Origin of the sequence: Thiocystis violascens DSM 198 (genome assembly GCF_000227745.2) — a bacterium.
GTDB classification, from domain to species: domain Bacteria; phylum Pseudomonadota; class Gammaproteobacteria; order Chromatiales; family Chromatiaceae; genus Chromatium; species Chromatium violascens.
In genome coordinates this window covers 212,258-226,208 of the sequence record NC_018012.1, presented here as the reverse complement: position 1 = coordinate 226,208, position 13,951 = coordinate 212,258, and the positions used below count along the sequence as shown (strand labels likewise).

Below are 13,951 nucleotides of genomic sequence, written 5' to 3'. Positions count from 1 at the left end.
ACGTCCGGCATGCCACTGCCTTCCGCCCGTCCACCCGAGGTATCGCGCCTTGACTCAAACCCTAGCCCGCTACTCCAAGGTACTGGAAATCGTCGGGGACATTCTGAAGGTTCGCGTACCGCCCTCGGCGAACGCGCGGATGCGAGTCGCGTTCGACGATCTGGCGCTGGTGGAGGATCCCGGCGGCTTCACGTCGCTCGCGCGCGCGATCAAGTTGGATCGCGACATGGTCTCCCTGCAAGTCTTCGCCGGGACCAAGGGTCTCTCAACCGAGGCTTCGGTGCGCTTCCTCGGGCATCCGATGCGGGTCACCTACTCGTCGAATATTCTTGGTCGCGTGTTTCGTGGCGATGGCGAGCCGCTGGATACCGGACCCGACCTGTCGCAGGATCCCAAGCTCCCGATCGGCGGTCCCTCGGTCAATCCGGCGCGTCGGCTGCTTGCCTCCAAAATGATCCGCACCGACGTGCCCATGATCGACATCTTCAACTCGCTGGTGGAGAGTCAGAAGATCCCGATCTTCTCGGTCGCCGGCGAACCTTACAACCAACTGCTGGCGCGCATCGGCATTCAGGCCGATGCGGACATCGTCGTCTTCGGCGGGCTGGGACTGATTTTCGACGACTATCATTTTTTTCTGCGCCGCTTCGAGGACGCCGGCGTCTTCGCCCGTACCGTGATGTTCGTCAACCTGGCCTCCGATCCGGTGGTCGAACGTCTGCTGGTACCAGACATGGCGCTCGCGGTGGCCGAGAAGTTCGCGGTCGAGGAAGGTAAGCGGGTGCTGGTGCTGCTCACCGACATGACCGCCTACGCCGACGCGATGAAAGAAGTCGGCATAGCCATGGAGGCCGTGCCTTCCAACCGCGGCTACATGGGCGATCTCTATTCGCAACTGGCGCGCCGCTACGAGAAGGCCGCCGACTATAAAGATGGCGGCTCGCTGACCATCCTCACAGTGACCACCATGCCCGGCGACGACGTCACCCATCCGGTCCCGGACAACACCGGCTATATCACCGAGGGTCAGTTCTATCTGCACAATGGCGAGTTGGACCCCTTCGGTTCGCTATCGCGCCTGAAACAGCATGTGATCGGCAAGGTCACCCGCGAGGACCACGGCCAGATCATGAACACCATGATCCGCTTCTATTCCAGCGCCCGGGATGCCGAACAGAAACAGGCGATGGCCTTCGAGTTGTCCGAGTTCGATCACCAACTGCTCAAGTTCGGACGGCTGTTCCGCGAGCGCTTCATGAGCATCGAGATCAGTCTACCGCTCGAAAAGGCGCTGGATCTCTGCTGGCAGACCCTGGCCGAGTGCTTCGATCACGAGACGCTGCTGATGAAAAAGGCGTTGATCGATAAATACTTTCCGACACTCGATCCCGAAGGATCGGAAATGGCGGCCTAGCCGACGAAGCGGTCGAAGGCTTTTTCAAAGGGGGGCAAGCCCCCCACAAACCGGGATCGATCAGAACTGCGGGCGGGGCGTCTCGGCGGTTTCCATCGGTAGGATCGGATATTCCACCTTGGGCAGTTCGCCCGTCAGCGATTCCAGGAAGGCGACGATCTTGCCCGCCTCCTCATCGCTGATTTCGGTCCCAAGCTGCGCCGTGCCCATCACAGCCACCGCCTGCTTGAGATCCCAGACCTGCCCGGAATGGAAGTAAGGCGCGGTCAGGGCGATGTTGCGCAAGGGCGCGGCACGGAAAACGTATTCGTCGGAGACGGAGTTGGTGACCTGGAAGCGACCCTTATCCCCCGGGGGCAGGATATCCGCACCGGGCCGCTTGATCAGGCCAAAGGGAAAATAGTTCTCGCCGCCAACGTTGACGCCACTGTGACAAGCAGTACAGCCGCGTTCGACAAAGAGGTTGAGCCCCTCCTTTTGTTCTGTCGTCATGGCCGCGTCATTGCCTTCAATAAACTGATCGAAGGGCGAAGCCGGCGTTACCAACGTCACCTCGAAAGCCTCGATGGCCTTGGCCATGTTGTCGAAGGTGACAGGATCCGCTTCGCCGGGGAAGGCGCGTCCGAAGCGCTCGACGTAGTCCGGCATGCTCTTCAGGGTCGCGACAACCTGTTCGGGATTGTTGGCCATTTCGACGCCCGCCTGGACCGGCCCCTTGGCCTGAGCCTTCAGATCCTCGGCGCGCCCGTCCCAGAACTGAGCATTATTGAAGACCGCATTGAAGACAGTCGGCGAGTTGCGCGGACCCTTTTGCCAGCCATGCCCGACCGAGGTCGGGAGATTATCGTCACCGCCGGTGCCCAGGTTATGACAGGTATTGCAGCTGATCACCCCGCTGGCCGACAGACGCGGATCGAAAAACAGCATCTTGCCAAGCTCGATCTTCTCGCGGGTCATGGCGTTATCGTTCGGTTGCTGGGGGCCATAAGGCAACGCCTGCAAACCGACCGCGGCGGCCTTGGCGCGCAATTCCTGATCGGTCGCCGCGACTGACGAGGCGGCGACGGCCGCCAGCGCGGCAAGCAGAAGGATGGATTTCGACATCAGAGAACTCTCCCAATGAGTGCAAGTGGCGAGGCGCGATTCCTGAGCATCCATGTCGGCGGCTCAGGCGGATTGCCGGATTGGCATTTCCAACCGTAGTGAAAATAAGTGTTTCTGGCAAATTCCGATGATCGATCAGGATGATCGTTGCGACCGATGGAGAGGGTGTTGAGCCGGCATCCGCCAGAAACCGCTGGCCGCTCGGTGCGTGTTAGGTTTCAACCAGCATTGCGACATCTCGGTCGCGCATCCCAAGCAGATAGAGGATGCCATCGAGCCCGACCGTGGCGATGGAGTGCCTGGCCTGGCGCGTGACGATGGGCTTGGCGTGGAAGGCGATGCCGAGTCCGGCGATGGAGAGCATGGGCAAATCGTTGGCGCCATCGCCGACAGCGATGACCTGCTCCAAGCGGATCCCCTCGCGAGCGGCGAGTTCGCGCAACAGGGCGGCCTTGCGCGCGCCGTCGACGATCTCGCCCGACACCTCGCCCGTCAGTTTGCCGTCGCGAAATTCCAGGCGATTGGCGAAGACATCGTCGATCCCGAAACGACGCTGCAGATGCTCGGCGAAATAGGTGAAACCGCCAGACAGGATGGCGATTTTGTAGCCCAGCCGCTTGAGTGTCGCGATCAGTCTGTCGGCCCCATCGGTGATCGGCAGCCGCTCGGCGATCCCGGCCAGCACGGATTCGTCCAGCCCCTTGAGCAGGGCCATGCGACGACGGAAGCTCTCCTGAAAGTCCAGTTCGCCGCGCATGGCCGCCTCGGTGATGGCCGCCACCTCGGCGCCAACGCCGGCCACGACGGCAAGTTCGTCGATCACCTCGGTCTGGATCAGGGTCGAATCCATATCGAAACAGACGAGACGACGATTCCGCCGGAAGATGTCGTCTTCCTGCACGGACACATCGACATCCATGACCTGACCCAGCGCCAGGAGGGCGCCATGCAGATCGGAGAGATCCTCGACCGCGCCCCGCACCGAGAGTTCGACCGACGCCAGCGGATGCGGGTGTCGATCGCGACGCGAGATGCGTCCGGTCAGTCTCACGATATGGTCGACATTGAGCCCCCGCTCGGCGACAACGGCAGAGACTTGCGCCAGGTGTTCGGCATCGATCTGGCGACCGAGCAGCGTGATGATGTGCCGCGGCTGACCCTGTTCATGCACCCATGCCTCGTAGTCGTCGGCGTCGATGGGCGTGAAACGAATGTCGAGCCCCAGACCATGCGCGCGAAACAGCAGATCCTTAAAGACCGGACAGGCGCTGCCGTCGCGCGGCAGTTCAACGAGCAGTCCCAGCGTCAGGGCATTGTGAATGGTCGACTGGCCGATATCGAGGATGGGGATGCGATAACGGGCGAGGATCTCGGTCAAGGCGGCGGTAATGCCCGGCCGATCCTCGCCCGTCACATTGATCAGGACGATTTCGCTCATCGCGGATTTGCTTCTATCCGTGCCAATTTGACGCAAGCATGCGGTTGCTAGACCTCCAATTGCAAGCGCATCTTTTTCATGGCGTTCTTCTCGATCTGTCGAATCCGTTCGGCGGAAACCCCGAACTGTTCGGCCAACTCGTGAAGCGTCTGCTTTTTTTCCGACAGCCAGCGCTCATGCAGAATGGTCTTGCTGCGCTCGTCCAGGCCCTGAAGCGCGGCATAGAGTCGTTCGCGCCGATTGCGATCCGTATCCTCCAGTTCCAGCATTTTTGCCGGTTCCATGCGCGTATCGGGCAGATAGGTCGAGGGTGCCGTGGGGGAATCGTCGTCGTCGTCTTCCAGACCGTCGAAGGACAGATCCTGGTTCGACAGACGCGATTCCATTTGCAGGACGGTTTCCGGCTTGACGCCGAGATCCGCCGCCACGTCCTCCACTTCCTGCCGGGTAAACCAGCCAAGACGCTTTTTGGAACTGCGCAGATTAAAAAACAGCTTCCGCTGTGCCTTGGTGGTCGCGACCTTCACGATCCGCCAGTTGCGTAGGATGTACTCGTGGATTTCGGCGCGGATCCAGTGCACGGCGAAGGACACCAGGCGCACGCCCATGTCGGGCTCGAAGCGGCGCACCGCCTTGATCAGACCCACGGTGCCTTCCTGAATCAGATCCGGCAGCGGGAGCCCATAACCAAGATAGCCGCGCGCAATGCGAATCACGAATCTCAAGTGGGAGGTGACCAGGCGCCGCGCCGCGGCCATGTCGCCATGGTCGCGCAGCTGCATCGCCAGCGACTTTTCCTCTTCCGGAGTCAGGACCGGAATCTGATACGCGCTGCTGATATAGGACTCGATCGTGCCTGTCGGCATTAGAGAGAAATCTTTAGCCATGATCCAATACCTGAGTTGTGTCTTTGAAAAAGCCTAGCAATAAAGTAGGAAATTTGCCAGCACTTTCGGCGTGGTTTTCGAGGCTGGGCCGCGACAAAAGTTTCATGAACTCTAGGTAAGACTTGGCCTTTGCACAAGACATCAGGGCAGTCAAAAGGGATCGTCTGTTTCGATAAGAACCATCGGCGATGATTATAATTAAATTATTGTTCTTATAATCAGTTGATTGCAGAAAAACGGGGCGCCTCACGGAGCGTTGTCCCTAGGATCGCCGTGCGGCCATGCGCGATGTTCATATCATGCACAGATCCAGGCATCATGGCGGCCGCAGACGATTCCCGGCCAGCCCACAGTGCTAAAATGCGCCAGCAATCATTGATCCGGAGAGGCAAATGCACCATCCCGACCCACCGAATCCTCTTCCTTCCCCCGCATCCAGAACGAATCTGACCGCGACCCTGCGCCAGGCGACCGCCGAGACGCACGCGACCGTCGAACAATTGCCCATCATGCTCCGCCTGACCTCGTCGTCGGTCACCCGCGACGACTACCGACGCTATCTTCAGACCCTCGCCATCCTTTATGCCCGCGTGGAAGCGCCCTTTTACAATGGCCTTGACGATGCGGTGCGCGAGCGTTTAGGGGTCCGCCCCAAGCTGCCCGCGTTGCTCCGCGATCTGGAAGAGCAGGGAGATCCGGCGCCGACGGCGATCGTCGAGCCGGATCCACAAACGCCGAACGTTATCAAGACGCGAAGCACAAGCGCACTCGTCGGCGGCCTCTATGTTCTGGAAGGCGCAACATTGGGCGGACGGACCATCGCCAGACATTTACGTCGAGTCCTGGGGGATGGACTTGGCGCAGCGTCCTTTCTCGACTTCCATGGCGAGCAGACGTCCGCGGCCTGGAAGCGTTTTTCCGGCGCGCTGGATGAACTCTGCGCCGACGGGACACTGCTGCCAGAGGCGGTGATCGCCGGCGCACTTGTCGCCTTTCAGGACATTTACCGTCGACTGGAGCAGGCATCGAAACCGTGAAACGCTATTCCGCTTTCCGTATCCATCGCGACGACCGGGGTCATCACGCCGGAATCGAAACCCTGACCCAACCCGAACCAGCCGCTGGCGAGGTACTGATCCGGGTCAGTCACTCCAGCGTCAACTACAAGGACGCACTCGCGGGCACCGGCCAGGGCAAGATTCTGCGAACCTTTCCGCTGGTCGGCGGGATCGACGCCGCCGGGCGGGTCGAGCGTTCCAATCACCCCGATTTTCAACCCGGCGATGCCGTGATCGCCACCGGCTGGGGCATGAGTTTCGATCATGACGGCGGTTATGCCGAGATCCTCTGCGTCCCCGGCGACTGGCTGTTGCCGCTCCCGGACGGACTCGATGCCGCCTCGGCCATGATCCTGGGCACCGCCGGCTTCACGGCGGCACTGGCCGCGCACCGCATGCTGACCAACGGTCAGCGCCCGGAACTGGGTCCGATTCTGATCACTGGGGCTAGCGGTGGGGTCGGTTCGATGGCCATCGCCCTCTTCGCCCGGCTCGGTTACGAGGTCGTCGCCATCTCAGGCAAACCCGCCCTGCATGGCTGGCTGCGAGGTCTCGGCGCCAACCGCGTCCTCGACCGCGAGGCGCTGGCCGAGGCCAAGCGCCCGCTGGAAAAGGCGCAATGGGGCGGCGCAATCGACACGGTCGGCGGCGACCTGCTGGCCCAAATCACCCGCACCATGGCGCCCGGCGGCAACATCGCCGCCATCGGACTCGCCGGCGGCCATGAACTTCACGCCAGCGTCATGCCATTCATCCTGCGCGGCGTGAGTCTGCTCGGTTGCAACTCGGTCGACATCCCCTCCCCGCTCCGCGCCGAACTCTGGCGGCATCTGGCGAGCGACTGGCGCCCGGCCCGACTTGAAACCATGGTGACCGAGACAATCGATCTCGAAGGTCTGTCCGAGGTCTTCGCGCGAATGCTCGCCGGCCGGACACATGGGCGGATTCTGGTGCGGATGGAGTGATCCGCTGCCATTGCATGGTCTCGGCATGTCCATACGCTCAGGCACAGCGGCGAATCATGAGGTTTTTCAAAGCGTCTTGCCGCGCATCCCTGGATTGGCCCGAGCGCGAATCCAGTCGGCGGCGAGCCTGCTCAGTCGTTCGGGATCGAACGCCCCCTCGGACTCGTGGTCCGGGAAGGCGTCCGGGCGATAGGCCGACTCGGCGAGTACCCGACCCGCGCCGCGCGCAAAGCCGCCGCCACCTCCGGTCGCATCCAGAAAGGCAAGCCAAGCCTCCCCACTGAGCCCGGCGACCTGTTCGCGCGGATACCGGACCAGCGCCACACGGCGCAGCAGTTGAGAGACACCCACGACGAAGCGGCGTCGATCACCGTCGCGCGCCAGCGCCTTCCCGAGTCCGTCGAGTTGCCGGAGCGCGGCTTGCGTACTGGAACCCTGCCGACGCCAGCCGCGCCCGCCGCGCATCGCAAACCAAAGACCCACCAGAAGCAGCCCGGCCAGCAGCCACCAGCCGGGTGCGGGCGGCCACCAGGACACCGGATCGGGCAGATGCCAATCGCGCAGATCGGTCAGCGGATCGGGGTTCATCGCGACCCACCCGCCATGCCGGCGCCAGACCGCGCGCCCAGTCCGCGCGCCAGCGCCGGTCCCACTGGCTCATGGGTCGTCAGTCGCAGCAAATGCGCGCGGTCGCGTCGGGCCAGCCGCTGCAAGATCTCCCAGCGACGTTGGAAATGTCCCAGATAGGCGTCCCGCAGGCGCGCGCTAGTCAGATCCAGGATGCCGGTTCGCGCCTCGGCGAGCGATGCCTGCCGCGCGCCATCCGCTACCGGGTAGCGTCCGGGCGGCGGGACTTCCGACTCAATCGCGTCATGTACCAGGATCAGCAGCAGTTCGCTGCCGGCGCCCAGTTGCGCGAGCCAGCCACTGTGATCAATCCGGATGTCCGCGAAATCGCTGATGACCGCGACCAGACTGCCAGGGCGGATCAGACGGGTGAGATGTTCGGCGGCCGCGACGATGGAGCTATGACCGACACCGCCGGGCTCGCCCGGAGCCGTGCTTAGCGGCGCGGTCAGCCGATCAAGCAGCGGGAGCAGCCCGGCCCCTCGGGCCGCGGGCCGGCGTTCCAGATAGCGGGTTTCGTCGAACACCAGCCCACCGACCCGATCGCCCCGGTCGACCGCCGCCCAGCCAAGCAACGCCGCCGCTTGCGCCGCGATGACGGACTTGAAGGCGACCCGGGTACCGAAGCGCATGGACATCCCCTGATCCACCAGCAACCAGACCGGACGCTCGCGTTCCTCGCGAAACAGCTTGACGTGAGGCGTGCCGGCGCGGGCCGTCACCCGCCAGTCCATGTTGCGCGGATCGTCGCCCGGCTGATAGACGCGCGATTCGTCGAACTCCATGCCACGTCCGCGAAAGCGCGAGAGATGCCCCCCGCTGCGGGTCGCCAGCACCCGCCCGCGCGGCGCGAGATCGAGCCGCCGCGCCTGTCCGCGCAGGGCGATCAGCTCCTTGAGGTCGGGGCGGATGCCGGCGGTGGCATCAGTCTGGCGTGGAGTGACAGTCGTCATGAAGGCAGAGGCGGATCAGTGATCCTGTGTGTCGGGTGCTGGATAAAAGCCTTTGTCGAGCAGCTGATCTGCGGGATAGGGACAATCGGCCGGAAAGGTCTCGGGCGGCAGGCCGGTTTCGTCGCTGGCCAATTGAAAGGCATCGACATAAGCCTCGGCAATCGTTTCGGCAAGCAGTGACTTGAGACCGGGCGATTTTTTCAAATGTTTTGCCACGCGGTTGCGCTGTTCGATGATGGTGGCACGCCAACTGCAGCTATCGAATTCGCGCCAGCGCTCGGACAGAGTCTGGAGTTGATATTCCCATTTCAACAGATGCGCGAGGAGGATGGTCAGCCGGTTTTCCAGTTCGTGCCGATCGCTTTTGCTCATGTCGCTCAGTTCTTCCAGAAGGTGCTCGACATCCAGTTCCGCGTAGCGCCCGGCGCGCAGCAACTCGGCATTCCGAGTCGCCCAGGTGGAATAATCGGTTTGATAGAGTGTGCTGAGTTCGGTCATTTCGTTTACCCGACAGGATTGGGAGAGTGTCTCGGATCGACAGTCAAAACCCGCCAAACGCCGTTTAAGGGGCTGGCACGCGCGCCAGCAGGGCGGCGATGAAATCGTCGGGTCGGCGACCCTCCGCCTCGGACTCATAGGACAACAGCACCCGGTGGCGCAGAATATCGGGCGCGACCGCCTGGACATCCTCCGGCGAGACATAATCGCGACCGTTCAGCCAGGCCAGTGCGCGCGAACAGCGATCCAGCGCGATGGTCGCGCGCGGACTGGCGCCAAAGCGCAGCCAGCCGTCCAAGTCGCTGGCATAGGCGCCGGGGTTGCGCGTAGCCATGACCAGATGCACCAGATAATCCTCGATTTCGGGCGCCATGTAGAGCCCGAGAATGGCGCGCCGCGCGGCGAAGACATCGGCCTGACTGACTGCCACCTCGGAATCGGTCGCCCGCCCGTCGCGCGCCTCGTCACGATTGAGCCGCAGGATCGCCCGCTCGGTCTCCAGGTCCGGATAATCGACCCGCACATGCATCAGGAAACGGTCGAGTTGGGCCTCCGGCAGCGGATAAGTGCCTTCCTGCTCGATCGGATTCTGGGTCGCCATGACCAGGAACAGGCGCGGCAGCGGATAGGTTTCGCGCCCGACCGTCACCTGACGCTCGCCCATCGCCTCCAGCAGCGCGGACTGCACCTTGGCCGGAGCGCGGTTGACCTCGTCGGCCAGCAGCAGGTTGTGAAAGATGGGTCCGCGATCGAAGCGGAAGCTGCCATCGTTGGGTCGATAGATTTCGGTGCCGGTGAGATCCGCCGGGAGCAGATCCGGGGTGAACTGGATACGATGGAAATCGCCCTCCAGTCCGGCCGCCAGATCCTTGATGGCGGTGGTCTTGGCCAAACCCGGCACGCCTTCCACCAGCAGATGCCCATCGGCGAGCAGCGCGATCAGCAGCCGGTCGATGAGCGTGCGCTGACCGAGGATGGTCCGGGCGATCCGCTGGCGCAGGACGGCAAACCGGTCCGCCAGATGGACCTGGGAGGTTGCGCCGGGAGCCGCCGCGAGCGGGTCTGGTTTGAGTGTCTGGTCCAAGGGTGTTGGGTCTCCATCTGAATCCGATCGGTGTGGCAGTCGGAGCCTGTCAGTGTTCCGAAATATCGAATGCGGAATCCTTTCGATCTCGGTCATTCGACGGTTGGATAATACTCGTCGCTCAAAAGTCAGAAGATCCGTCAGTTTCGACTGCAAGGCGGGTGATTGACGCAGCCGCTTGGCAATGCGGGTGCGCTGCTCGATGATCATGTAACGCTAGCTTCGCCAGTCAAACTCTTTCCATCGCTCAGAAAACTGCTGGGACTGTAAAATGCGCTTAAAGCGTTCATTGATTCCTCCAATTCCAGATCAGTTGCTCCAGCAAATCTCCAGGACGTTGAAGGAGCACGTCAGGTCCGGCGGCGGCCAGCCGCTCTAGCGACGTGTAGCCCCAACCGACCGCGGCGAAGCGAATCCCGACGGCGCGAGCGGCCTCCAGATCGCGCAGTTCGTCGCCGACATAGAGCAGATCCCTAGACTGAATCCCCTGCCGGCGCAGCAAGATCCGCAGGGCATTGGCCTTGCCGAACAGTCCGGTCCCGGCGACGATGAAATCGAACGCATCCAAACCATACCGTTCGCAATAGTCGCGCACGCTGGAAAGCGCGTTCGACGACAGTACGCCGAGCCGGAAACCGCGTCGGGAGAGTTCCTCCAGCACCCCGGCGATGCCTTCGATCGGCGGCGTTTCCAGGAGTTTCTCGCGCATTGCGCCGCGCATCCGGCTCGCGAGTCGGGGCACCCGATGGACGGGAACGCCAAGCGCCCGGATCACCTCGCGGGCATGCAGTCCGCGCAGTGCATCGAGCCGCTCGCGGGTCAGCGGCGCGCAACCGAATTGCGGTCCAACCTGCTGGAAGGCATGGAAGACGGCATCGACGCTGTCGACCAGCGTGCCATCGAAATCGAAGCAGACGACCATTGAAACCGCGTTCGGCGTCAATTCACGAGCAACGCCTGTCTCGCCACTCACGATTTAACCGAGCTGCACCATCAAATCCGCCCCCGCCGGCAGCATCTCGACCTTCGCCCCCGAATGGATGAGCTGCTCGGTCTCCATCACCTCCATCACGGCATCCAGTACCTCGGGATCCTGTTGAGCAATGGCGTTGAGTGCCTCGCCGACGATCGCCGGGCGGGTCGCGGCGGCTTCCGCCATCTGTTGCGAGACATTGAAGGCAGTCTCGCTCTTGATCAGACCGACCCGATTCTCGCCGTCCTGCTTCATGGCGCTGGTGACCTGCACCAGACGCTTGACGACCTTCTCGGTGATGTTGTCGACCATCTGACGGTCGGTGAAGGCAACCTTGCGGATATAGACCGAGCCCAGCTGATAACCCCATTGTTCGGAGAGCGGCGAGACGGTGGCGCGGACCCGTCGACTCAACTGGTGGCGGTCCTCCAGCATTTTGTCCATCTCCAGATTGCTCAGGGTCGAAATGGTGGAACTGGCCACGTTGGCCTGAAGCGATGCGTCCGGATTGGCGTTGCGGAAGAGATAGGCGACCGGATCGCTGACCCGCATTTCGTACCAGATACCGACACCCATCGGCGTGCCCTCCTCCGAGTTGACCATCTGATCGCGCAGATAGTGCTGGCGCAACGTGGTCGACACCCGATAGAGCTTGCCGAAAAAGGGCACCAGCAGTGCCTTGGGGCCGAAATAGCCCAGCGGAAACCGCAGACCCGGCTCGTCCAGCGTCCCGATCACCTTGCCGAACAGGGTAAAAACCTGCGCCTCGCGTTCGTTGACGATGGCATAGAGCCCCAGCGCGCGGGCGATGGCGAGCAGCAGGGGGATATAGAGCAGGCCGACGATAAAGGCGACCGACAGACCGAGCGAGCTATCGATATCGAACAGCATGCTATCTCTCCAAATTAGGCACGGAACTCGGGAGGCGGGGCATCGTCTCGGTCAGGCATTGCGCTACTGGGTAGTCGCGGGCGGTTCGTCCAGGAGCGACTCCAGGCGGTCGGCATCGAAAAGACCGTCGATCCAGAGATCCAGGCGCGTCACCTCGGCCGTGTCGATCCGCTCGCGCGCCCATTCCGGCAACGGGCCGAAGCGACGGGTCAGCAGACGTTTGAGCGTCTCGGCCTTGCCTCTTGCCTCGCCCCTTGCCTCGCCTCTTGCCTCCCCCTCGGCTTTGGCCTTCACATAAATGGACTGATAGGCACGGGTTTCCTCTAACGGGGTCGTCAGGTTCAACATGGTCCACAACTCCTCGGCCGTGAGCGACCGAAAACGTTCAAAACACCAAAATTCAAAGATGCGCAGCAAGGTCTCGCGCACAGGCGGCTCCAGCGGCGCCTCGCACAGCGTCCGCCACAACACCGGGGCGCGCTGACGCAAGTCATCGTCCTCGGCCAGAACCAGCGGTGCGAAGACGGCGAGATAGGGATTGTTCGGTTCCCGCTCCAGCCAGTCGGGCAGAAACTGCTCCAGGTAGACCGCGCGCCACCGAATCCACGCCTCCGATCAGCCGTGGCAGACGAGGATCATCACGAATTCGGGTAAAAATGAGGATCCCGCGCACATCGCGGCGCGGATGTTCCTCCCCATACAGACCAATTTTCGCCAGCAGGTTATACCAGGCTCCCGGTACCGGCTGCGCCTGATATTCGATCACATAGACCGGGCCGGCGTGCCCGTCCGGTTCATAGACGCCATCCAGTCGCCGCTCGATGCCCTTGAGGGTCAGCGAGCGAAACCGATAGGGGCCGATGAGCACCAGGCCTCCGGTTAGGATGCGTAGTGCCTCCGCACCGGTGGCCAGAAACTCGTAGATCGCGGGGTCGATTTTCATGGCTGGGTGGCACGGTCCGTCACCATGAATCGCATCACGACCCCATGCGCACGATACGCGTGGCGCGACCCAGCAGCGGCACCCGCAGGTTGCGCAGATAGGCATACAAGGCCGCCGGGCCGCCGCTCGCCTTGATCCGCGTCAGCGTCTGCGCCAATTCCTTCAAGGGCGCAACCTCGGCCTGGGCGTTGTTGCGGGCGATCTCCACCGCGCGCTTGCTCATGGTGACCTGCTGCTCGGCGTCGGCGCGGGCGGTACTGATGTCGGCGGCGACCTGATTGCGGGTGGTGTTGATGGCCGAGAGCGCGCGATCCACCTCCGGCGGCGGATCGATCTGGGTGATGAGCGCGGCATCCAGCTCGATGCCATAGCGCGTCCCGGTGGACCGGCATTGCTGCTCCATGTAATCGTTCAACAGGGGCAGATTCTTGCGCAGATCGTTGATCGACACGCCCTCCGCCAGTTCGGTCGGCCCGCCGCCCCCGGCAATCTCGGCAGCGCCCACCAGACTCTGTCCCCTGGGATCGACGAAGTTGGCGATCCGCTCGCGCAGCACCGAAATGAAATAGCCCATCACGTGTTCCAACGGGCTGTCGACGCCGAAGCAGTAGGCGTAGAGATTGGATTCGGCGACCCGGAAGCGGATCTGACCGCCCACCCCGGTGGTGAGGTTGTCCTTGGTCACTGACTCGATGGTGCTTTGCGTCTTGGTCGGATCCCAGGTCAGATCGATGGCCTCGGTGACGACCCGGACCTTGCGCACCTCCTGCCAGGGCCACTTGAAATAAGGGCCGCCGGGGCCGATGGTGCGCAGACGCGGCACCCGGTAACGTTCCATTTCTTCCTCGCTCAACGAATCGTCCGTAATCATGAGATCGCCCAGGCGCTGTGCGCGACCGAAGGAGGCGATGACCGCCCGCTCATCCGGCCTGACGGTGTAGAAGGCGCGCAGAAAAACCTTGTAGACGACAAACGACAGCAAACCCAACAAAAAGGCGGTCACATACATGACGATCCCCTGGCGGCGGCACCTGGTGGAAAATTTCGCTGATTGAAACCGCGCCCGCCGATCGCCGATCGCCGATCGCCGATCGCGAGGTCACTCGAAAGAACGTG

Annotated in this window: 15 protein-coding genes; 3 read left to right on the top strand and 12 right to left on the bottom strand. The window is 62.6% G+C overall.

Annotated elements, in window-relative coordinates; translation table 11 throughout:
- The first annotated feature begins 49 nt into the window (after window positions 1-49).
- Window positions 50-1,414: a V-type ATP synthase subunit B gene (locus THIVI_RS01065; RefSeq protein WP_014776797.1), complete on the top strand. Its 1,365-nt coding sequence runs from the start codon at window positions 50-52 to the stop codon at window positions 1,412-1,414.
- 60 nt (window positions 1,415-1,474) lie between these two features.
- Here the strand turns inward: THIVI_RS01065 and THIVI_RS01060 are convergent, their stop codons facing one another.
- The 3 genes from THIVI_RS01060 to rpoH all read right to left on the bottom strand — a co-directional run bounded on the left by THIVI_RS01060 (window position 1,475) and on the right by rpoH (window position 4,843).
- Window positions 1,475-2,518, bottom strand: a complete 1,044-nt coding sequence (locus THIVI_RS01060; RefSeq protein ID WP_014776796.1) for a cytochrome-c peroxidase — start codon at window positions 2,516-2,518, stop codon at window positions 1,475-1,477.
- 211 nt (window positions 2,519-2,729) lie between these two features.
- Window positions 2,730-3,956: a phosphoserine phosphatase SerB gene (gene serB / locus THIVI_RS01055; protein ID WP_014776795.1), complete on the bottom strand. Its 1,227-nt coding sequence runs from the start codon at window positions 3,954-3,956 to the stop codon at window positions 2,730-2,732.
- Between the two features lie 47 nt (window positions 3,957-4,003).
- Window positions 4,004-4,843 (bottom strand): RNA polymerase sigma factor RpoH, encoded by an 840-nt coding sequence (gene rpoH, locus THIVI_RS01050; protein ID WP_014776794.1) that lies wholly within the window; start codon window positions 4,841-4,843, stop codon window positions 4,004-4,006.
- A gap of 392 nt (window positions 4,844-5,235) precedes the next feature.
- On the opposite strand from rpoH, the gene THIVI_RS01045 reads away from it, so the two are divergent.
- Window positions 5,236-5,880 carry a biliverdin-producing heme oxygenase gene (locus tag THIVI_RS01045; protein WP_014776793.1) on the top strand — a complete coding sequence of 215 codons (645 nt, stop codon included), beginning with the start codon at window positions 5,236-5,238 and terminating at the stop codon, window positions 5,878-5,880.
- Window positions 5,877-6,866, top strand: a complete 990-nt coding sequence (locus THIVI_RS01040) for a YhdH/YhfP family quinone oxidoreductase (protein ID WP_014776792.1) — start codon at window positions 5,877-5,879, stop codon at window positions 6,864-6,866. The genes THIVI_RS01045 and THIVI_RS01040 overlap by 4 nt, the downstream gene beginning before the upstream one ends.
- A 66-nt stretch (window positions 6,867-6,932) precedes the next feature.
- On the opposite strand, the gene THIVI_RS01035 is transcribed toward THIVI_RS01040, so the two are convergent.
- From THIVI_RS01035 to THIVI_RS01000, 9 genes are all read right to left on the bottom strand, one after another.
- On the bottom strand, window positions 6,933-7,454 hold the full coding sequence (locus THIVI_RS01035; RefSeq protein ID WP_014776791.1) for a DUF4381 domain-containing protein: 522 nt from the start codon (window positions 7,452-7,454) through the stop codon (window positions 6,933-6,935).
- Entirely contained in the window at window positions 7,451-8,446 is a 996-nt protein-coding gene (locus THIVI_RS01030; RefSeq protein WP_014776790.1) for a DUF58 domain-containing protein, read from the bottom strand. Before THIVI_RS01030 ends, THIVI_RS01035 begins: the two co-directional genes overlap by 4 nt.
- A gap of 15 nt (window positions 8,447-8,461) precedes the next feature.
- Window positions 8,462-8,944 carry a DUF29 domain-containing protein gene (locus tag THIVI_RS01025; protein WP_014776789.1) on the bottom strand — a complete coding sequence of 161 codons (483 nt, stop codon included), beginning with the start codon at window positions 8,942-8,944 and terminating at the stop codon, window positions 8,462-8,464.
- 64 nt (window positions 8,945-9,008) lie between these two features.
- Window positions 9,009-10,028, bottom strand: coding sequence for an AAA family ATPase (locus THIVI_RS01020; protein ID WP_014776788.1), 1,020 nt, complete (start codon window positions 10,026-10,028; stop codon window positions 9,009-9,011).
- A 286-nt stretch (window positions 10,029-10,314) separates the two neighbouring features.
- Window positions 10,315-10,950, bottom strand: a complete 636-nt coding sequence (locus THIVI_RS01015; RefSeq protein WP_014776787.1) for an HAD-IA family hydrolase — start codon at window positions 10,948-10,950, stop codon at window positions 10,315-10,317.
- Window positions 10,951-11,004: 54 nt separating this feature from the next.
- Complete coding sequence (locus THIVI_RS01010) at window positions 11,005-11,892, bottom strand: SPFH domain-containing protein (protein ID WP_014776786.1); 888 nt, start codon at window positions 11,890-11,892, stop codon at window positions 11,005-11,007.
- Between the two features lie 63 nt (window positions 11,893-11,955).
- A complete protein-coding gene (locus THIVI_RS25970) occupies window positions 11,956-12,450 on the bottom strand; it encodes a DUF4351 domain-containing protein (protein WP_281054929.1) in 495 nt (164 codons plus the stop codon).
- Window positions 12,383-12,835, bottom strand: coding sequence for a DUF2887 domain-containing protein (locus THIVI_RS25455; RefSeq protein ID WP_014776784.1), 453 nt, complete (start codon window positions 12,833-12,835; stop codon window positions 12,383-12,385). The genes THIVI_RS25970 and THIVI_RS25455 overlap by 68 nt, the downstream gene beginning before the upstream one ends.
- A gap of 34 nt (window positions 12,836-12,869) precedes the next feature.
- A complete protein-coding gene (locus THIVI_RS01000; RefSeq protein WP_014776783.1) occupies window positions 12,870-13,844 on the bottom strand; it encodes an SPFH domain-containing protein in 975 nt (324 codons plus the stop codon).
- Window positions 13,845-13,951: the final 107 nt, after the last annotated feature.